Raw genomic sequence first — 19,736 nt, 5'->3', positions numbered from 1 at the left:
GTCAGGCACCGGTGCTTGCTCCTTCGTCGCCTACGCACCGGCGCCTGACCGGCGGCCCGGCCGCGGACCGGCCACTTCGTGGCCGTCCCTCCCTAGGGGTCGGGAGTGCGGTGGCTGGGTTGGGTGGGTTGTTGAAGACGGGGACAGGCTGGGTGTGCGCGCGGTGGGTTGATGAAGTCGGGGACGGGCTGGGTGTGCGCGCGGTGGGTTGTGGAGTGGGGGACGGGCTGGGTGTGCGCGCGGTGGGTTGTGGAGTGGGGGACGGGCTGGGTGTGCGCGCGGTGGGTTGTGGAAGTCGGGGACAGGCTGGGTGTACGCGCGGTGGGTTGTGGAAGTCGGGGACTGGCTGGGTGTGCGCGCGGTGGGTTGTGGAGTCGGGGACGGGCTGGGTGTGGGTGGTGGGTTGTGGAGGAGGGGACGGGCTGGGTGTGGGCTCGGGGGTGGACGGTGTGGTCGGGAGTGTGGTCTGGGTGGGCGGGTGGTGGGGTTCGGGGGTGACACGAGGTGGTGGGGGTGTGGTTCCCTGCGTCTGTGGCGTCCTTGGGGCACAGTGGTGTCATGACGAACCCGAGGAAGCGGGGGCGCGCGGAGGAACCTGCTCCGGCGCAGGCGCGGAAGGTGCCGGGGGCGGAGTTGCTGTCGGCGGCTCAGGCGGCGGTGGGGGCTGCGCAGACTGCGGCGGGGCAGGCTATCGATGCCGCTCAGCAGACTGCGGGGTATGCCTTCGATGCGGCGGTTCGGTTGCCGCCCGCGTCGGCGCAGCTGGCCGCGCAATTGCCGGATCTGGTGGAGAACCTGTCGATCGCGGTCGACCGGCTCAACAGCACGATCGACCGGCTCGATCGGACGTTGGCGCTGGCGGATCCGGTGTTCGCCACCTACGACCGGTTGCTGCCACGGCTCGAGGCGATGATCTCCCTGGGTGAGGACGTGTTCGGCGCGGTGGCGAAGCTGCCCGGTGTCGGGTTGCTCGGGCGGATCACGGGGCGTGGGGGCGAGGAACCCGCACCGGAACCGGAGCCGGACAAGCGCGGGCGTCGGCGGCGCTGATCCCGCGTCCGCCGTGCCGATCCGGCAGCGGTGTGGCTCAACCGTTGTTGCCGCGTGCGCGCGTCGAAGTCACGTCTCGGGAGTCAACGCCCGGAACGTCGCCGCCGCCTTGAGCACCATTTCCGCGTACTCGTCCTCGGGATCGGAATCGAGGACGATCGCGCCGCCCGCGCCGATTCGCCACTCGTCGTCGTAGCGGACGGCCGTGCGGATGACGATGTTGAGGTCGGCGGTGCCGTTGAGGCCGAGGAAACCGATGGTGCCCGAATAGATGCCGCGCGCTTGGGTTTCCAGTTCGTCGAGGATCTCCATGGTCCGCAGCTTCGGCGCGCCGGTCATCGAACCGCCGGGGAAGCAGGCGCGCAGGCAGTCGATCACCCCGGCGCCGGGAAGTAGCGTGCCACGCACGGTCGACACCAGTTGGTGCAGGGTGGAATAGGTTTCGGTGTCCATCAGCTTCGGGACGTGCACCGAACCCACTTCGCAGACGCGGCCCAGATCATTGCGCAACAGGTCGACGATCATCAGGTTCTCGGCCCGGGTCTTCGGGTCGTCGGCCAGTGCGCGACGCAGGTGCTCGTCCTCGTCGGCGGTCCGTCCGCGCGGGGCGGTGCCCTTGATCGGCTTGCTCTCGACCATCCGGTCCCGGTCGATCTTCAGGAACCGCTCCGGCGAGGAGCACGCCACATCCAGGGCGTCGAAGCGCAGGTAGGCGGCGTAGGGCGCCGGGTTGCAGCGGCGCAGTCGCCGGTAGAAGGCGAATCCGTCATCGGGCGCCGCGGCGACGGCGACCGCGTCGGTGAGACAGATCTCGTAGGACTCGCCCGCGTGCAGCTTGTCCTGACACACCGCGATATCGGCGAGGTAGCGGTCGCGGCCACGCACCAGATGCGCCCGCACGGCGTCGGGATCGGCGGGCACGGGCAGGTCGGCGGGATTGACCCAGGTGGGCAGATCGTCGAGGGACACCGACGTCGCGCGCAGCCATTGCTCGGCGTCGCTCTCGGTGGCGGGTTCGCACAGGGCGAGCAGGTGGGTTCGCCCTGCCTCGTGGTCGACGACGACCAGCCGGTCGGCGAAAATCCACTGGGCATCGGGGGTGGGGGAGCGGTGCGCGGTGTTCGCGCCGCAGTCGGCCTTCACCTCGTACCCGAGATAGCCGACGTAGCCGCCCACGAAATCGAAGGGCAGCGGCGGGGTTTCACAGTGCCGCGCCCGGAGTTCGCGGTCGAGATAGTCCAGGACCGTCCCCGCGACGGTACGGGTGCCCGCGATGTCCGTCACGGTGACGCGGGCATCGCCGACCCGATAGCCGACGATCTCGGCATGCGGCCCGCTCGCGTCACCGAGGAAGGAGAACCGGTCCAGGCCCGGTTCCACGTGCTCGCTGTCGAGCCAGAACGCGCTCGTCGCGTCGGCGTATCGGCGCAGGAAGATCGCTTCCGTGTCGATCGCGCGTTCGATCACTTTGTGCCGCAAGCGAAATGATCGTTCCCGGGAAACGGGCGCCACCGCCGCGGGTCCGCGCACGACCACCGACGCGGCTACCCGCGTGCGCGCTTTGGTGAGATCGGCGAAGTTGCGCAGCAGCGCGGCGCCGAACTCACTCGACACCGACTCGGGGTGGAACTGCACGCCCCACTGCGGCCGCTCGCGATGGCGCACCCCCATGATCACCCCGTCGCTGGTCGACGCGGTCACCTCGAGCGACGCGGGCAGCGGCTCCCGCGCCGCGAGCGAGTGGTAGCGCACCACGGTGAAGCCCTGCGGCAGACCGGCGAACAAGTCCCGATCGTCGTGGGTCACCTGATCGAGAAAACCGTGCCTGGCCTGTGGCGCGCGCTCCACGGTTCCGCCCGCGCCGAGCACGATCCCCTGATGGCCGAGGCAGACGCCGAGCAGCGGCAACTCGGTCTGCGCGATGAGCGCTGTCGACACCCCCATGTCGCGGGCGCGGTCCGGGCGGCCGGGTCCGGGCGAGATCACCACATTGTCGAACTGACCCAGGTCGAGGGAGCCGTCGGCCTCGTCGTTGCGCACGACGGTCGGCTCGCTCCCGTTGACCTCGCTGATCAGCTGATAGAGGTTGTAGGTGAACGAGTCGTAGTTGTCGATCAAGAGCGTGCGCATCGTGGCAGAAACATTACGCCGGGCGCGCGCGTGCGCATTCGCGCGCAGTCCCCTGCGATCTGCGGGCACAATGTGCGGCATGGCTGTTTCTCAACCTGTCGATGTTGACCCGGCGATCGCCGATTTCGCGGCGATCGGGCGGTGGATGGACGAACAGGGCTTGCCCGGGACGGAATTCGACGCGGTCACCGCTCTCGGCGGCGGCACCCAGAACGTGATGCTGCGCTTCACCAGGGGTGGGCGCGAGTATGTGCTGCGGCGCGGGCCCAAGCATCTGCGCGCCAAGAGCAACGAGGTGATCGGCCGGGAATCACGACTGCTGCGCGCGATCGCCGACACCGAGGTGCGCTCGCCCCGGGTGATCGCCGCCTGCGACGACGAGTCGGTGATCGGCGCGGTGTTCTATCTGATGGAGCCCATCCGCGGCTTCAACCCGCAGACGGAACTGCCCGAACTGCACGCCGGTGATCCCGAGATCCGGCGCCAGATGGGTCTGTCCGCGGTCGAGGCCATCGCCCGGCTCGGCTCCCTCGATTATCAGGCGCTCGGCCTCGACGACTACGGCCGTCCCGCGAGTTTCCTCGAGCGGCAGGTTCCGCGCTGGCTGCGCGAACTGGACTCCTACAACGCCAACGAGGGCTACCCCGGCCCGCGGATCCCCGGTGTCGAGCGGATCGGTGACTGGCTCGAGCGGCACCGGCCGAGGGACTGGATGCCCGGCATCATGCACGGCGACTGTCACCTGGCGAACATGATGTTCGACTACGACGGCCCCGAAGTGGCGGCGATGGTCGACTGGGAGATGTCGACGATCGGCGACCCGCTGCTCGACCTGGGCTGGCAGCTGGCGACCCGGCCCGAGCCCGGCACCGTCGGGGCGGGCCTGATGGGCACTCTCGGCACCGTCGGCGGTCTGCCGACCGAGGCGGAGATGATCGAGCACTACGGCAAGTTCTCCGACCGCGATCTCAGCGCCGTCACCTGGTACACCGTGCTGGCCTGCTTCAAGCTGGGCATCGTCCTCGAGGGCACCTACGCGCGGGCGTTCGCGGGTAAGGCGCCGAAACCGGTCGGCGACTTCCTGCACGCGGTGACGCTGGAACTCTTCGAGCAGGCGAACCAGCTCGCCGAGTGATGCCGGATCTCGCCGATAGTTGGCTCGATATCGATGGAGCGCAAGAAGCGGACATCCTAGGCTGACTTCCATGATCGTCCCCGACACCAAGAACTGGACCTGGGTCCTCGAACGCGCCTGCTCCGAGTGCGGATTCGAGGCCGAGGCCACCGCGTACTCGGCCGTGCCCGAGATCGTTCTCGACAGCGCCACCCGGATCGGCTCGGCGCTCGACCGCGACGACGCGCGAGTGCGTCCCGACGAGCTGACCTGGTCTGTTCTCGAATACGGCGCGCACGTGCGCGATGTGTGCCGGATCTTCGACACCAGGCTCGCGCTGATGCTCGACGGTGACGGTGTCGAGGCGCCGCGGTTCGAGAACTGGGATCAGGACGCGACCGCCGTCGCCGATCGCTACGACCAGCAGGACCCCGCCGTAGTCGCGCGGGAACTGGCGCTTGCCGCCGATCGGGTGGCCGCCGCGTTCGGCGCGGTGCCCGCCGATCGGCTCGATCTGCGGGGCGCGCGCAGCGACGGATCGCTGTTCACTGTCACCTCGCTGGGTCGGTACTTCGTGCACGACCTCGTGCACCACGTCCATGACGTGCGCGGATAGAAATCTCTCGAATATTTTCTAGAACGTGTTTCAGAAACCGGTGATTTGTCGCTAGGGTGAGTGCAGTCACAACGAGGCACGAGCTTGGCGAGAGGTCTACCGGCATGAAGACGAAGGGCGCGATCCTGTGGGGCACCGACCAGGAATGGTCGGTCGAGGAGATCGAGGTCGGCGACCCCGTCGCCGGTGAAGTGCAGATCCGGATGGAAACGGCGGGCATGTGCCACTCCGACCATCACATCGTCACCGGCGCGACGCCGATGCCGGCCTACCCGGTGATGGGTGGGCACGAGGGTGCGGGTGTGATCACCAAGCTCGGCCCGAACTGCCCGGCCGACCTGGCCGTGGGCGACCACGTCATCCTGTCGTTCATCCCCGCGTGCGGGCGCTGTCCCGCGTGTGTCGCGGGCAACATGGCGCTGTGCGACCTGGGCGCCGGACTGCTGATGGGACAGGCGATTTCGGACGGCACGTACCGCATCCAGGCGCGTGGTGAGAACGTCATCCCGATGTGCCTGCTCGGCACGTTCTCCCCGTACATGACGGTGCACCACACCTCCGTGGTGAAGATCGACCCCACCATCCCGTTCGAGGTGGCCTGCCTCGTCGGCTGCGGCGTGCCGACCGGGTTCGGATCGTCGACCCATGTGGCGCAGGTGCAGCCGGGTGAGACCGTGGTGATCGCGGGTATCGGCGGCGTCGGTATGAGCGCGCTGCAAGGGGCGGTGCTCGCCGGCGCGTCGAAGGTCATCGCCATCGACCCGAATCCGTGGAAGCGGGAACAGGCGCAGAAGTTCGGCGCCACCCACACCTACGAGAGCATGGCCGCCGCGATCATGCCGATGATCGAGGCCACCGAGGGTCGGATGGCCGAGAAGGTCATCCTCACCATGGGTGAGATGCACGGCGACTACGTCGAAGAGGGCCTGATCCTCACCGGCAAGGCGGGCACTCTCGTCGTTACCTCGATGGGCCGCATGGACGCCGGCGACGTCAAGATGAACAGCTTCCTGCTGTCGATGTTGCAGAAGACGGTGAAGGGCACGATCTTCGGTGGCGGCAACGCCCGTCAGGACGCGCCGCGTCTGCTCGCGCTCTACAAGGCGGGCCAGCTCAATCTCGACGATATGGTCACGCGCAGCTACTCGCTCGAAGAGATCAACCAGGGCTACCAGGACATGCTGGACGGCAAGAACATTCGCGGCATCATCCGCTTCACCGAAGCCGACTGGTAGTCAGCTCCGGCCTGCCCGCTCGGCGAGGCGGACCGCGACCTGGGCGATCAGGTCGTACGGAATCGGTTCGCCGAGTGGGAATTTCAAGGTGCCACGGCCCGAGTTGTAGGGGGCGATGGCTTTCTCGAACGCTTCGTCCCCCTCGGGGACGGGGTACACGCTCACGTGGGACTTCCAGCCCGCGAAGAAGATGAACACCCGGCCGTCGATGGTGGCGGCCGGGATGGCGTAGCTGATCTTCTCGCCCGTGGCGGGCACCGCGCGGTGAATCGTGTCGCGGATCCGCTGCAGGACAGCGCGCTCCGACGGCGGTTGGGCCGCCAGATAGGTGTCGACGGAGTCGGGTTTCTCGGCCATGTCCTCGACTCTAGGCTCTGACCAGGACTTTCTCCGGACGACCCGCGGCCTTCAGTCGCCCGTCCCGCAGCAGGAGGCAGTGGTCTGCCCTGCTCGCCTCGTCCAGGTCGTGGGTGGCCTGGACGACAGTCACACCGGCCGCGCTGATTTGCGCCAGGACCCGGGAGATCTCGGTCTGCGACGCCTCGTCCAAGCCCGCCGCCGGTTCGTCGAGCAGCAGGAGATCGGACTCCTGCGCCAATGCCTGTGCGAGCAGGGCGCGTTGGCGTTGCCCGCCCGAGAGGGTGTCGAGCCGCCGAGTGGCCAGGTCGGTGAGCTCCATGCGCTCCAGGCAGGTGCGCGCGATCTCGCGATCCGCACGGGTCAGCCGCCGCCACGGTCCGCAGTGCGCCCAGCGCCCCATCGCGACCACTTCTCGCACCGTGATCGGCAGGGTCGGCGGAATCGCCGTGTGCTGCACCACGAAGGCGGGCCGCCGGGTGGTGGTGCGGTGCACCGTCCCCTCGTGCGCCGCCACGGTGCCGGCGAGAACGCCGAGCAGGGTCGACTTCCCCGAACCGTTGGGTCCGACGATCGCGGTCACCCGCCCGCGCGGAATCGTGGCCGTCACCTCGTGGAGTACGGGTCGCCGGGCGTAACCGGCGGTCAGGTGCTCGATTCGGAGTGCTGCGTCATCTGTGTTCTGCATCTCACCTCAATTGAAACGATAATCGTTTTCAGTATATCGTCTCGCGCTATGGATTGGCTGTTCGCCCCGTTCGAGGTGGCTTTCGTGCAACGCGCGCTGTGGGGTGGGCTGCTCGTGTCGTGCGTGTGCGCGCTCGCCGGGACCTGGGTGGTGGTGCGCGGCATGGCATTTCTCGGCGACGCGATGGCGCACGGGATGCTGCCCGGCGTCGCGGTCGCGGCGCTGCTCGGTGGGAATGTGATGATCGGCGCCGCGATCAGCTGCACCGCCATGGCGGCGGGGGTGTCGCTGCTGAGCCGTGGCAAGCGGTTCGCGCCGGATACCGCGATCGGGCTGTTGTTCGTCGGGATGCTCGCGACCGGGGTGATCATCGTGTCGCGGTCGCAGTCCTTCGCGGTGGACCTGACCGGGTTCCTGTTCGGTGATGTGCTGGCCGTGCGTGCCGTCGACCTGTGGTATCTGGTTGCGGCCCTCGGCGTCGCGCTGGTGGTGGCGGTGCTCGGGCATCGCGCGTTCGTGGCGCTGACCTTCGATACGCGCAAGGCGCACACCCTCGGGCTGCGTCCGAAGGCGGCGCACGCGGCGCTGGTGGGGTTGGTGACCTTGGCGATCGTGGCGTCGTTTCATGTCGTGGGGACGCTGCTGGTCTTCGGATTGCTGATCGCGCCGCCCGCCGCCGCGGTGTTCTGGTCGAACCGGGTGCCGGTGGTGATGGCGGTTGCCGCGCTGATCGGTGGGCTGTCCACCGTGGGGGGACTGGTCATTTCGTGGCACGCGGGCACCGCGGCGGGGGCCACCATCGCGGCGGTGGCCGTCGGCTCGTTCTTCGTGTCCGCGCTCATTTCCGCGGTGCGGGAACGGGTCGGCCGGGTGGGCATGGTCGCGCTCGCCGCCGTGCCTTTGGTCGGCTGTGGGGCGACGGAGGTACCGGTCGTCGAGGAGGCGGCGCCGCACGGATTCGTCGCGGGCGCGGAGGAGATGAGCGAGGCTCGGACACGCGTGGTTGTCGCCGACGAGGCCGGTGCTGTGCGGGTGATCGATCTGCTGAGCGGAGAGGTCACGACCGTTGACGCCGGTTCACCGGAAACTGCTCGAGTGCAACCACCTTCGAGCGCCTCGGCTGGCGCCCCGCCGTCGCCGAGCAGTGGCGGCCTGGACGTGCCGACCGTGGGCGCGGTGGGGGACGGGCGCTTCGCGTACCTGAGTTCGGGCGCGTCGATTCAGGTCGTGGACAGCGGGGCGTGGACCGTCGACCACGGCGACCACCGGCACTACTACGTGGCCCCCATCCGGGAGGTCGGTGTGATCGCCGCGGCCGACAGCGGTGTGACCGCCGGGCCTGGAGCCGGAAGTGTCACTCCCGCACCGGAAGACGGCAGTGGCGCGGGTCGTTCCGGGGTTGCCGGTGCGTACAGCGATGCTGCTGTCGCGTCGCTGGTGCTGGACTCCGGTGCGTCGATCCTGCTCGACCGTCCGGCGCTGGATGGCGGTGCCGCCCAGCCGCAACGCCGAATCGAGGGCATCGCCCTCCCGTATGCCGAGCGGATCGTGGTCGCTGACAGCTCAGGTCGAGTCGAGGTGCGCGGGCGAGACGGCGCGACGGGGCACGTGCAGGCCGTGACGTGTCCGCAGCCCGAGGGGCAGGCCGTGACCAGGCGCGGCGTTGTCTTCGGCTGTGCCGACGGCGCGCTCGTGGTGGCACAGCGCGAGGGCGATGTCGTCGCCGAGAAGATTCCCTATCCGGCGCAGACCACCGACCGGGCGAGCGTGTTCACCCACCGCCCCGGCAGCACCACCCTGACCGCGCTCGCGGGACGGGACGGTGTGTGGTCGCTCGACATCAGGAAGAAGACCTGGACTCGAATCGCGATCCCCGACGCGGTCGCGGTGAACACCGCCGGTGAAGGATCGCCGCTGCTGGTGCTCACCCGCGATGGTGTGCTGCACGGCATCGACCCCGAAACCGGCACGGAGACAGCGCGTACCGCGCTCATCGCCGGGCCCGTCGAAGGCGATCCGGTGATCAGTGTCGACCCGGAGCGCGCCTATATCAACGACTCTCGGGCGCGCACCGTCCACGAGATCGCCTACAACGACAATCTTCGCGTCGCGCGCACGTTCTCGCTGGACATCGCGCCCTCGCTGATGGTGGAGACAGGCCTGTGAAGCGCGCGCACATCTCTCACGTTCTGCCCTCGAGCCGACGGCGGGCAACTGCCGTGACGTCGATAGCGTTGCGCCGCTACGCCATTGGTCGGATCACGGGGGCGATCCGCCGCGCAGTCCCGCTCCTGTTCGCAGCTGCCCTGCTCGTGCCGCTGATGAGTGCGTGCAGCAGCGGGGCCGAGCGGTCCGGGATCGTGGTGACCACCAATATCCTCGGCGATCTGACCCGGGCAGTTGTCGGTGACACCGTGCCGGTGACAGTGCTGATGCAGGCGGGCGCCGATCCGCATTCGTTCGGCATTTCCGCACGTCAAGCAGCCGAGATCGAGCGAGCGGCGCTGGTGGTGCACAACGGGCTCGGGCTTGAGGAAGGCGTGGCCCGGCATGTGGAGGCCGCCGCCGCTGCCGGGGTTCCCACCCTCGCCGTGGCCGAGCGGGTGAACCCGATCGCCTACACCTCCGATGAGTCGGCGGGACAACCCGATCCGCACTTCTGGACCGATCCGCGCCGGGTGCGCACGGCCGTCGAGGCGATCAGTACCGAGGTGCTCGCCCGGGTCGACGGCATCGACGCCGACGCGGTGCGGGCGAACACGCGGCGCTACCTCGGCGAGGTCGACGAGCTGGACCGCTGGATGACCGACCGCTTCGCCGCCGTCCCGGCCGAGCGCAGGCAGCTGGTGACCGACCATCACGTCTTCGGTTATCTCGCACAGCGATTCGGGTTCCGGGTGATCGGTGCGGTGATTCCCAGCGGCACCACCCTGGCCTCGCCGAGCGCCTCCGATCTCGACGACCTCGCGACCGCGATCAGGACCGCCGGGGTGAGCGCGATCTTCGCCGATTCCGCCCAGCCCGACCGGCTTTCGCGCGTCCTCGCCGAACACACCGGGCTACAGGTGCAGGTGATCGCTCTGCACACCGAGTCGCTCACCGCACCCGGTGACGGTGCGGCCACCTATCTGGAGATGGCTCGCGCCAACACCGAGGCCATCGCCCGTGGTCTATCCGGGCCGAGCACGTAATTCACGCACAAGAGATGGAGCATTACATGAACAGGTCACGGACCACGACCATGGTGGCCATGTCCGCGGCACTCGCCGCGGCGATGGCGCTGAGCGGTTGCGGCACAGAGGATTCCGGTCACGACCACCCGCACGCGCCGGGTGCCGAACCGATCGCCCTCACTTACGACGGCGGCATCTACGTCCTCGACGGCGCGTCACTGGCCCAGCGGGGCGAGGTGAAGATCGACGGCTACAACCGGCTCAACCCGGTCGGGGACGACGACCATCTGATGGTGTCGACCAAGGACGGCTTCCGCGTCTTCGACGCCTACGACGCCGCGTTCACCGGAACCCAGTTCCCCGCCGCCAAGCCGGGCCACGTCGTCCGGCACGCCGGCAAGACCGTGCTCTTCGCCGACGGCTCCGGTGAGGTCACCGTGCTCGATACCGCGCAGGTCGACAGCGGTAAGCCGACGGAGGTCTACCAGGCCGCCGCTCCGCACCACGGTGTCGCGATCGAGTTGAGCAACGGGAACATGGTGCTCACCCTCGGCACCGAGGACAAGCGGGTCGGCATCGTCGCGCTCGACAAGGACCGCAAGGAGCTCACCCGCAACGAGGACTGCCCCGGCGTGCACGGTGAAGCGGCGGCCCAGGGCGAGGCGGTCGTGATCGGCTGCCAGACCGGCGCCGTCGTCTACCGCGACGGCAAGATCACCAAGGTCACCAGCCCCACCGCCTACGGGCGGATCGGCAATATGGCCGGCAGCGACGCGTCGCCGATCGTGCTCGGCGACTACAAGCAGGACAAGGACGCCGAACTCGAACGCCCGCAGCAGATTTCACTGGTGAACACCACCGACGGCACACTGCGGCTGGTCGACATCGGCACCAGCTACACCTTCCGCTCGCTGGCCCGCGGCCCGCAGGGTGAGGCTCTGGTGCTGGGCACCGACGGCAAGATCCACGTCATCGACCCCGTCGCGGGCACGGTGGTTCGCACCATCCCGGTGATCGGCAGCTGGCAGGAGCCGCTCAACTGGCAGGTCGCCCGCCCGAACCTGTTCGTTCGCGACGGCGTCGCCTACGTGAGCGACCCCGCGTCCAAGCAGGTGCACCGCGTCGACCTGGCCACCGGAAACATCACCGCCAGCACCACGCTGGCAGCCACGCCGAACGAGCTGACCGGCGTCACCGCGCACTGATCGAGATCACCACGCTCGCCGTACACCGGCGAGCGTGGTGCTCGTCGGTGCAGTTCGTCGACTCAGGCGGCGCACCGCACGACGACCTCGCGCAGGTTGCGGCTGCGCACATCGTCGAGAATCGCCATGCCGAGCCGGTTCATGCTGTAGCCGAAACCCACTCCGGTGGTCGGGTCGGCGAATCCGAAGGAGCCACCCAAACCGGTGGTGCCGTACGCGCGCTTGTCCGAGCCGAAGCGGAACGTGCCGCGCGACTTGCGGAAACCGAGGTGATAGCGGCTCTTGGTGTGCAGCACCAGGTCGTCGGCGGGCACATCGTCGGCGGTGTCGGCGGCGGCCAGCAAGTCGAGAACATCCTCGCTGATCGGCAGCACGCCCGTGCGTCCGGCGGCGGCGCCGTAGACCTTCGCCAGCGCGCGGGCATTGCCGACACCGTTCATGCCGGGCCATTCGATCTCCAGGAACTCCCGCCGCGCGGCGCGCGCGGGGGCGCCGGGACGCGGATTGGTCAGTGCCGCATAGGAGTGTCCCCGCTTGGCATAGACCTCACCGCCGATGCGCAGCGGCAGGTCGCGCCGCTCGTAGCGCCAGATGTCCCAGCCCTTGGTCGCCGAGAGCTGGGCGACCCGGTCCATCGACTCGGTCTCGGGCAGGCCGATGAACAGATCGGCGCCGACCGGGCCCGCGATCTCCTCGGCGAAGAAGCGCCCGAGACTACGGCCGCCCGGATCCACCCGCCGCAGCAATTCGCTCTGATAGAGCCCCAGCGTGAGCGCGTGATAACCGTGCCGGGTGCCCGGCTCCCACGCGGGCTTCTGCGCGGCCAGCAGCTCGCCGAGGGCGTCGCGGTCGAGCAGTTCACGCAGTTTCACGATCCGGTCCAGACCTGACAGACCGGCCTGATGATCGATCAGCTGACGCACCGTGACGCGCTCTTTGCCGTGCGCGGCGAACTCCGGCCAGTACTTCGCCACCGGCGCCTCGTAGTCGAGCAGCCCTCGCGACACCGCCGTCGCGAGGGTGAACGCCGACATCCCCTTCGACGAGGAGAACACCGGCACGATCGTGTCGCGTTCCCACGCCACCTCGCGCTTGCGGTCGCGATGGCCTGCCCACAGGTCGACCAGTGGCTGGTCACCGGAGTAGACGGCGACAGCGGCGCCGATCTCGCCGTGATCGGTGAAGTTGCGGCGGAAGGCGTCGGCGACGGGGCCGAAACCGGCCGCCACGTCGCCGTGGATCGATGGTGCGGGACTCATGGTGTCCACGATCGTAGCCGCGTCTCGTACGCTGCCGATATGCGATCGTTGCAGCAGGTTCAGCACTGGCCGGTCGAGAACGCCGCCGCCGCCGTGGTCACCGCGGGCAGTGTGTCGAGTATCGGCGACACCGAGCGGGTGTTCCGGCTCGCCTCGGTCACCAAACCGCTCGTCGCCTACGCCACCCTCGTGGCGCTCGAGGAAGGCGCGGTCGAACTCGACCAACCGGCGGGTCCGCCCGGTTCGACCGTGCGGCACCTGCTGGCCCACACCTCGGGCGTCGCGTTCGCCACTCCCGAAGTTCTCGCCGCACCCGGTACCCGGCGCATCTACTCGAGCGCGGGCTTCGAACTGCTCGCCGATTTCCTCACCGATCTGACCGGGATCGAATTCCCGCGGTATCTGCGCGAGGCGGTTTTCGAGCCGCTCGGTATGCGCACGGCGGCCCTCGACGGTTCCGCCGGCCATGGGTGCAGTGCCTCGCTCGCCGACCTCACGCTATTCGCCGCCGAGTTGCTGACACCTCAATTGATATCTCGGCAAACCCTGGACGACGCGACCTCGGTGCAATTCCCCGACCGCAACGGAGTCCTGCCCGGATACGGCTCCCAGCGCCCCAACGACTGGGGATTGGGATTCGAAATCCGCGACGGGAAAACCCCGCACTGGACGGGGGCAACCAATTCCGCCCGCACCTACGGCCACTTCGGCCAGTCCGGCACGTTCCTCTGGGTCGACCCGGAAATCGGAGTGGCGACAATCGCGTTGAGCGACGAGAATTTCGGTGACTGGGCCAGAACGGCGTGGCCGAAATTCAGCGATTCCGTTATCGCAGAGACACATAACACGCAGTAAAGTAACACGCGCAACACCGCGCACTTCAGTACACTCGTGCCACGCCAGACCGCGACGGGCCGTTGGGGAAGACGTTCCTTGTCGAGGCTGGAGGTGTTGGTAAGTGCGCGCATCGAGTCAGTTCGCTGACGCGACGGCGGGTGTGGTCTACATCCACTCATCGCCTGCCGCGTTGTGCCCTCACGTGGAATGGGCGCTGTCCACCGCACTGTCGTCCCCCGCGAAATTGCGCTGGAACACCCAACCGGCCGACGGGCAACTTCGCGCCAGCAGCGACTGGATCGGTCCCGTCGGCACCGCGGCCCGAATTGCCCAATCATTGCGCACCTGGCCTGTGCTCCGCTTCGAAGTCACCGAGGATCCCAGCGAAGGCGTGGACGGCGAACGCTACAGCTTCGTCCCCCTCCTCGGACTCTGGCACGGATCCACCGGCGCCAACGGCGATGTGATGCTGGGCGAAATGCGATTACGCGCCTTACTCCAAGCCGCCAAGGAACTGGACGTCCACGGAACCTTCGACCTCTCCACCGAACTCGACCGGGCACTGGGCACGCCATGGGACGAGGATCTCGAGGCATTCCGTCAGGGAACCGACAACGTCGGCGCCGAAGTCACCTGGCTGCGACGGGATGTGGGTTGACGCCGGACCCGCGCGATACCGGCCGACCAGTGTCCGACCGGCAGTTCCAGGGATGTGCTGGAGGCGGCCCGGCGAAGTCAGTCGGCGAGGTCCATGCGCAGGAACTCGGTGATGCGCAGGAGTTTCGGTGGGCGGGGGATTTCTGGCGGGAGCGCTTGGAACGCTTCGTCTCTGCCGACGACGCGGGGCGCGGTGAGGGTTACCTCGCGGCCGTCCTTGCGGAGTTGCGCGGTGCCGGCGGCCAGGATGTTCTGCACCCAGTCCGAGGCTGATCCGTAGACGAGGACGAACAGGTAGCCGCCGTCGACGGGGTGGGCGTCGAGTGGGGTGCGGTAGGTCTTTCCCGAGGTGCGGCCGGTGTGGGTGAGCACCGGCCATTTTCCGCCTGCGACAGCGCGGGGGTTGAAGACGCGTTTGTTGATGTGGCCCCACCAGATCGGCATAGGCATGGGTGCTTCCCTTGTTCGGGCCGGTGTTACTTACACCTGTAAGGCTGACTTACGACTGTAAGCTTGTCAACACTTCGTCACCGAGGAGGTTTCATGCCCGTACGGCAACCGCTCAGTCGCGATCGTGTGCTGGATGCCGCGATCCGGGTCGCCGACCGTGGGGGAGCGGAGGCCATCACGATGCGGCGAGTGGCGCAGGAGCTGGGCGTGGAGGCGATGTCGCTCTACCACCACGTGCCGAACAAGGACGCGATGCTCGACGGGGTCGTCGACGCGGTGTTCGCGGCGATCGAGTTGCCGAAGGCGGGCAGCGCGCAGTGGCGGGAGGTGATCCGGGACAGGGCCTGCTCGGCGCGATCGGTGCTGGCGCGACACAGCTGGGCGCTCGGGCTGATGGATTCGCGCCGGCATCCCGGACCGGCGACACTGCGTCATCACGATGCTGTTCTCGGAGTTCTTCGCGAGGCGGGGTTCTCGCTGCCGATGGCCGCGCACGCTGTCTCGCTGCTCGACAGCTATGTCGGCGGGTTCGTCCTGCAGGAGGCGAACCTGCCCGTGTCCGTGCCTGCCGATGTCGAGGAAGTCGCGGGCGGCATTCTCGCGAACCTGCCGGCGGACGAGTTGCCGTATCTCACCGAGATGATCGTCGACCATGCGCTGCGGCCGGGGTGCGACTACTCGAGTGAATTCGGCTTCGGTCTGGATCTGATCCTGGATGCGCTCGAGGCGCGCCGAATGCCGCGCTGAGGCGCCAGCCCCCGATTGCTGGGGCACCGCGCTCCTTGAATCGGAATCCGTTGTGGTGCAGCATCAAACGTGTGATGAACAGACGAATTTCTGGAGCCATCCTCGCCGCGTCAGCCGCGGTGGTCGCCTTCGGTCCCGGCGCACCAGCCGGCGCGGCGACACCGTTCGTAGCACCCGAGATCACCTTCGCCGGTACGGCGGCGGGCACCGTGACCGCCACTCTGCGCAACCCGAACGACCGGGGACAGTGCTGGGCCGAAGCGGGCGTCGGTCCCGAGAACAATCACGTGTTCTTCGGTGACAGCGCACCGGAATCGCTGGCCGACCCCGGCAAGACCGTCGTGACCTCGCTCGACGGACTCGAGCCCGGCACCACGATCACCGCTCGCGGCGGCTGCGTCAACGGCGCCGAGTTCGCGTTCTCCGAGTTGGTCACGGTCAACGTTCCGACCGCGACGCCCTCGACCGGAAGCTTCGGCTTCTAGCGGATTCGCCGACAGCCGCGGCCGGTATGCCGCGGCTGTCGTCAGCTGTCGGTGCGTCGTGCCGGGAGGCTGACGCGGTCGAGATCGTGGGCGAGGACGGCGCCGGGAAAGGCTGCCTGCTCGATGAACAGGTGGTCCTCACGTTCGGTGTAGCGCTCTGAGAAGTGAGTCAGAACAAGGGTTTTCACGCCGCAAGCACGCGCGACCTCCCCGGCCTGGCGGGCCGTGAGATGGCCGCGTTCGTGCGCCTGATCCGTTTCGGAGTCGAGGAAGGTCGACTCGATGATCAGCATGTCGACATCCTCCGCGAGTTCGAAGACGTTGTCGCACAGGCGCGTATCCATGACGAACGCGACCTTCTGGCCCGGCCTCGGCGCCGAGCATTCCGCCAGCAGTGACCCGGACAGCTCACGGATCGCGGCGCCGGAGATGCCGTGCTCGCGCAGCTTCTCGGGCAGAAACGTTCGGCTGTCCGGTTCGGCGAGGCGATAGCCGTAGGTGGGGATGCTGTGGGCGAGGGCAAGCGCGGTGAGGGTGAAACCGTTGCCCTGCAACGTTTCACCGGGGCCGCTCACCGGATGCTCGATCAGCGTGGGAGAGCCGTAGTAGCTCGTCGCGTAGCGCAGCCTTTCCCAGTACTCGGCGTTCTCGCCGGGATAGACGGCGTGTACGCCATGGGGTACCCCGTCACGTCCCAGCCGCTGCACGATGCCGGGGACGCCCAGCGAGTGGTCGCCGTGAAAATGGGTGATACACAACCAGTTCAGTTCGGTCGCGGAAGCGCCCGCGTGCGCCATCTGACGCTGCGTACCCTCGCCGGGATCGAACAGCACGCCCTGCCCGTCCCAGCGCAGCAGGTAGCCGTTGTGATTGCGACGGCGGGTGGGCACAGCACCGGCTGTGCCGAGGACGACGAGTTCTCGTGTCGACATCGACCCATCCTGGCGGCTCGCCGCGCCGGTGTCACGTCGATTCGACCGTCGCCCGCGACGGGCGGGTGCGCCGACGACGGTGATGGTGAGATGGACCGAGTGCGTGCCGCCCGCCGAGGCTCGTACCGATGACACAGCTTCCGGAGGACGACGATGGATCTGTTCGACTACGACGCCGAACTACGTCTGCACACTGCGCACTTCTTCGCGGCCGCGAAGGTCCGAGCTGGTGATCGTGTGCTCGACATCGGTTGTGGCACCGGGCATACCACGCGCGAGGCGGCTCGCGCGGCCGTCGACGGAAGTGCCGTGGGGGTCGATATCTCGGAGGTGATGCTCGAACAGGCCCGTCGGATCAGCGCCGACGAAGGCCCGTCGAATGTCGGTTTCGAGCTGGCGGACGCACAGGTGAACTCCTTTCCGCCCCTGTACTTCGACCTCTGTATCAGCAGGTTCGGTGTGATGTTCTTCGCCGACCCGATCGCGGCGTTCACCAACATCGCCCGTGCCCTCCGTCCGGGCGGCCGTCTCGCGTGGCTGGTCTGGCAAGGCCACGACCGCAACGAATGGGCGACTGTGTTCAGCGACGTCCTCGCCGCGTCGATCGCCACGCCCGACCGCGGACCCTTCTCGCTCGCCGACCCGGAAGCCACCGAATCTCTCTTGGTAGCAGCGGGTTTCACCGACGTCGAGTTCACCGAGATCGACGAGCCCGTCTACTACGGTCCTGACAGCACGGCCGCCTACGACAATCTCCTCCGCCTGACCGGATTCACGGCCTTCCTCGCCGCCCTCGAGCCCACGAAAGCCGAGCAAGCCCGCGCACGGTTGCGCGAGGTCCTGGCCGGCCACGAGACCGAAACCGGCGTGTATTTCGACTCACGATCTTGGCTCATCAGCGCTCGTCGTCCTTGACGGTCGGCGACGCTGGTGGGGTCGCGAACCCTGAGTTCTCGACCGGCGGGACCGGTGCTGCGGTCATCACGAGATCGTGGTGAGGGGTAGGTGTGGCCAGTGGGCGAGGTCGGTGAGCATTCGGCGGTCGTGGGTGGCGATGACGATGGCGGCGGGGGTGATCGACAGGGCGGTGGTGAGGTCGTCCACCAGGGAGATCGACAGGTGGTTGGTCGGCTCGTCGCAGAGGAGGAGGTGGGGGCGGGTGGCTAGGTGGATGGCGAGATGGAGGCGGCGTTGCTGGCCCTGGGAGAGGCGGGCGACGGAGGTGTGGCGGGATCGTCGCTCGAGCAGACCTGTCGCGCTGAGCGAGATGGGGTCGATGGTGTTGTGCAGGGTTCGGATGTGCTGGTCGTAGACGTCCTGGGCGGTGAGGGTTGGGTCCCATGCGGGGACCTCTTGGCCGATGAGTGCGACGCGGGCCGGACCGTAGTGGCGGACGGTGCCGGTGGACGGCTCGAGCGTGCCCGCGAGCGCGGCGAGCAGGGTGGACTTGCCCGCACCGTTGTGGCCGGTGACCAGGAGGCGTTCGCCGGCGTCGAGAGACAGCGAGACGGGGGAGTCGAGGCGACCGGTCACCGTGATGCCGTCCGCGCTGATCAGGGGCGTGCCCGCCCGCACCCGCAACTCGGGAAAGCGCAGTCGCAGAGGAGGTTCGGGCACGGTGACGACCTGAGCTTCGAGATCGGCCTGGCGTCGCCTCAGTGCCTGCACCAGTCCGGGTGACCGAGACTGGCGTTGATGTTTGCCGTGTCCTTTGTCCGGTCGCCAGCCGGTGCTGAGACGGTCACGCGCACCGGCCACCGCATCGTGCAGGCGCGCACGCTCGGTCAGTTGCTCCTCGTATTCGTGTTCCCACCGGTCGCGGGCGCGCGCCCTGCCCTCCTGCCAACCCGGGTAACCACCGGCGAAGAGCTGCGGGCGCCCGTCCTGACTGGGATCGAGGTCGAGGAACTCCTCGGCGACATCACGCAGCAGCGCACGGTCGTGGCTGACGACCACCAGCCCGCCGGAACGGGTGCGCAGGCGGCCGGTCAGGAAGTCCAGACCGTCCCGATCGAGGTGATTCGTCGGCTCGTCCAACAGCACGATGTCCTGGGTCGACCCGAGCAGGCACGCCAAGCGGACTCGATAGCGCTGCCCGACCGACAGCGTCGCCAACGGGCGCTCCCGATCCGTGCACGCGTGCAGGGCCGACAGCGCGATGTCGACGCGGCGCTCGGCGTCCCAGGCGTCGAGCCTGGTCGCGGCGTCGAGGGCCGCCGCGTAGGTGTCGTCGGCACCCGCTTCTTCAGCGGTGAGCGAGAGCGTGGCGGCATCGAGATCGCACAATGCCCGCACAGCGGGTTCGATCGTCTCCGCGACCAAGTCGCCGACGGTTTCACCCGCGCGGGAAGTGATGGCCTGCCGGGCGAGGCCCGCGGTACCGACTCGGGTGACCGAGCCGCCATCCGGGACGAGCACCCCGGCCAGCACATGCAACAGCGTGGACTTGCCACGTCCGTTCTCCCCGACGATGGCGAGCCGGGAACGGGCCGACACCGTGAGGGAAACGTCGGTGAGCACCGCACGCGATCCGAGCGTGACCTGGATCGATGTCGCCTTGATATGGGCGTTCGCGCCGGCCGGAAGGTGGGTGGACAGGCCGGATCGGCCGATGTGAGAGAGGGACACAGATTCTCCGCAGCTCGAGGAAGGAGCCGGGACAGCACGAAGGACCGCCCGGCGTGGATACCCGGGACAGCGGCGTCAGAAAGGGGATGGAATGCGGGTCGCCGCCGTCAGCGGAGCGACCAGGGCTTCATCATCGAGGTGCCTGTGTGCATGATTCGAACGATACCGAGGTG

19 protein-coding genes are annotated in these 19,736 nt (G+C 68.2%); 12 read left to right on the top strand and 7 right to left on the bottom strand.

The window, feature by feature from the left end; genetic code table 11:
* Window positions 1–558: 558 nt before the first annotated feature.
* Window positions 559–1,050 carry a hypothetical protein gene (locus ACFWFP_RS34225; RefSeq protein ID WP_378996359.1) on the top strand — a complete coding sequence of 164 codons (492 nt, stop codon included), beginning with the start codon at window positions 559–561 and terminating at the stop codon, window positions 1,048–1,050.
* 69 nt (window positions 1,051–1,119) lie between these two features.
* On the opposite strand, the gene pabB is transcribed toward ACFWFP_RS34225, so the two are convergent.
* Window positions 1,120–3,180, bottom strand: coding sequence for an aminodeoxychorismate synthase component I (gene pabB, locus ACFWFP_RS34220; protein ID WP_379302105.1), 2,061 nt, complete (start codon window positions 3,178–3,180; stop codon window positions 1,120–1,122).
* 70 nt (window positions 3,181–3,250) lie between these two features.
* Here pabB and ACFWFP_RS34215 point away from each other — a divergent pair, with 70 nt between their 5' ends.
* The 3 genes from ACFWFP_RS34215 to ACFWFP_RS34205 all read left to right on the top strand — a co-directional run bounded on the left by ACFWFP_RS34215 (window position 3,251) and on the right by ACFWFP_RS34205 (window position 6,145).
* Window positions 3,251–4,315 carry a phosphotransferase family protein gene (locus ACFWFP_RS34215; protein WP_379302111.1) on the top strand — a complete coding sequence of 355 codons (1,065 nt, stop codon included), beginning with the start codon at window positions 3,251–3,253 and terminating at the stop codon, window positions 4,313–4,315.
* 70 nt (window positions 4,316–4,385) lie between these two features.
* Window positions 4,386–4,910, top strand: coding sequence for a DinB family protein (locus ACFWFP_RS34210; RefSeq protein WP_379302103.1), 525 nt, complete (start codon window positions 4,386–4,388; stop codon window positions 4,908–4,910).
* A 104-nt stretch (window positions 4,911–5,014) separates the two neighbouring features.
* Entirely contained in the window at window positions 5,015–6,145 is a 1,131-nt protein-coding gene (locus ACFWFP_RS34205) for an NDMA-dependent alcohol dehydrogenase (RefSeq protein ID WP_379302101.1), read from the top strand.
* On the opposite strand, the gene ACFWFP_RS34200 is transcribed toward ACFWFP_RS34205, so the two are convergent.
* Window positions 6,146–6,502, bottom strand: a complete 357-nt coding sequence (locus ACFWFP_RS34200; RefSeq protein ID WP_379302099.1) for an iron chaperone — start codon at window positions 6,500–6,502, stop codon at window positions 6,146–6,148.
* Between the two features lie 10 nt (window positions 6,503–6,512).
* Window positions 6,513–7,190 (bottom strand): zinc ABC transporter ATP-binding protein AztA, encoded by a 678-nt coding sequence (gene aztA, locus ACFWFP_RS34195; protein WP_379302097.1) that lies wholly within the window; start codon window positions 7,188–7,190, stop codon window positions 6,513–6,515.
* Between the two features lie 48 nt (window positions 7,191–7,238).
* Between aztA and aztB the strand changes: the two genes are divergently transcribed.
* The 3 genes from aztB to aztD all read left to right on the top strand — a co-directional run bounded on the left by aztB (window position 7,239) and on the right by aztD (window position 11,568).
* Window positions 7,239–9,356 (top strand): zinc ABC transporter permease AztB, encoded by a 2,118-nt coding sequence (aztB, locus tag ACFWFP_RS34190; protein WP_379302095.1) that lies wholly within the window; start codon window positions 7,239–7,241, stop codon window positions 9,354–9,356.
* A gap of 155 nt (window positions 9,357–9,511) precedes the next feature.
* On the top strand, window positions 9,512–10,381 hold the full coding sequence (aztC, locus tag ACFWFP_RS34185) for a zinc ABC transporter substrate-binding protein AztC (RefSeq protein ID WP_379302093.1): 870 nt from the start codon (window positions 9,512–9,514) through the stop codon (window positions 10,379–10,381).
* A gap of 26 nt (window positions 10,382–10,407) precedes the next feature.
* Window positions 10,408–11,568 carry a zinc metallochaperone AztD gene (aztD, locus tag ACFWFP_RS34180; RefSeq protein ID WP_379302091.1) on the top strand — a complete coding sequence of 387 codons (1,161 nt, stop codon included), beginning with the start codon at window positions 10,408–10,410 and terminating at the stop codon, window positions 11,566–11,568.
* Between the two features lie 62 nt (window positions 11,569–11,630).
* On the opposite strand, the gene ACFWFP_RS34175 is transcribed toward aztD, so the two are convergent.
* Complete coding sequence (locus ACFWFP_RS34175) at window positions 11,631–12,827, bottom strand: serine hydrolase domain-containing protein (RefSeq protein ID WP_379302089.1); 1,197 nt, start codon at window positions 12,825–12,827, stop codon at window positions 11,631–11,633.
* Between the two features lie 39 nt (window positions 12,828–12,866).
* Here ACFWFP_RS34175 and ACFWFP_RS34170 point away from each other — a divergent pair, with 39 nt between their 5' ends.
* Both ACFWFP_RS34170 and ACFWFP_RS34165 read left to right on the top strand, forming a co-directional pair.
* The gene (locus ACFWFP_RS34170; protein WP_379302087.1) at window positions 12,867–13,682 is read left to right on the top strand and encodes a serine hydrolase domain-containing protein; all 816 of its coding nucleotides are present in this window, start codon (window positions 12,867–12,869) and stop codon (window positions 13,680–13,682) included.
* A gap of 103 nt (window positions 13,683–13,785) precedes the next feature.
* A complete protein-coding gene (locus ACFWFP_RS34165; protein WP_379302085.1) occupies window positions 13,786–14,322 on the top strand; it encodes a DUF3145 domain-containing protein in 537 nt (178 codons plus the stop codon).
* Between the two features lie 77 nt (window positions 14,323–14,399).
* Here ACFWFP_RS34165 and ACFWFP_RS34160 read toward each other — a convergent pair whose 3' ends face one another.
* Window positions 14,400–14,771: a nitroreductase family deazaflavin-dependent oxidoreductase gene (locus tag ACFWFP_RS34160; protein WP_379302083.1), complete on the bottom strand. Its 372-nt coding sequence runs from the start codon at window positions 14,769–14,771 to the stop codon at window positions 14,400–14,402.
* Between the two features lie 93 nt (window positions 14,772–14,864).
* Here ACFWFP_RS34160 and ACFWFP_RS34155 point away from each other — a divergent pair, with 93 nt between their 5' ends.
* Both ACFWFP_RS34155 and ACFWFP_RS34150 read left to right on the top strand, forming a co-directional pair.
* A complete protein-coding gene (locus ACFWFP_RS34155; protein ID WP_379302081.1) occupies window positions 14,865–15,518 on the top strand; it encodes a TetR/AcrR family transcriptional regulator in 654 nt (217 codons plus the stop codon).
* Between the two features lie 74 nt (window positions 15,519–15,592).
* Window positions 15,593–16,003, top strand: a complete 411-nt coding sequence (locus ACFWFP_RS34150; RefSeq protein WP_379302079.1) for a hypothetical protein — start codon at window positions 15,593–15,595, stop codon at window positions 16,001–16,003.
* A 41-nt stretch (window positions 16,004–16,044) separates the two neighbouring features.
* Here ACFWFP_RS34150 and ACFWFP_RS34145 read toward each other — a convergent pair whose 3' ends face one another.
* On the bottom strand, window positions 16,045–16,935 hold the full coding sequence (locus tag ACFWFP_RS34145; protein ID WP_379302077.1) for a ribonuclease Z: 891 nt from the start codon (window positions 16,933–16,935) through the stop codon (window positions 16,045–16,047).
* A 153-nt stretch (window positions 16,936–17,088) separates the two neighbouring features.
* Here ACFWFP_RS34145 and ACFWFP_RS34140 point away from each other — a divergent pair, with 153 nt between their 5' ends.
* Window positions 17,089–17,850, top strand: coding sequence for a class I SAM-dependent methyltransferase (locus ACFWFP_RS34140; RefSeq protein ID WP_379302075.1), 762 nt, complete (start codon window positions 17,089–17,091; stop codon window positions 17,848–17,850).
* A 66-nt stretch (window positions 17,851–17,916) separates the two neighbouring features.
* On the opposite strand, the gene ACFWFP_RS34135 is transcribed toward ACFWFP_RS34140, so the two are convergent.
* A complete protein-coding gene (locus ACFWFP_RS34135) occupies window positions 17,917–19,563 on the bottom strand; it encodes an ABC-F family ATP-binding cassette domain-containing protein (RefSeq protein ID WP_379302073.1) in 1,647 nt (548 codons plus the stop codon).
* Window positions 19,564–19,736: the final 173 nt, after the last annotated feature.

Origin of the sequence: Nocardia sp. NPDC060249 (genome assembly GCF_042728755.1) — a bacterium.
Lineage (GTDB): Bacteria > Actinomycetota > Actinomycetes > Mycobacteriales > Mycobacteriaceae > Nocardia.
The sequence above is the reverse complement of the archived record's forward strand: the minus strand, read 5'-3'. Positions and strand labels throughout refer to the sequence as shown.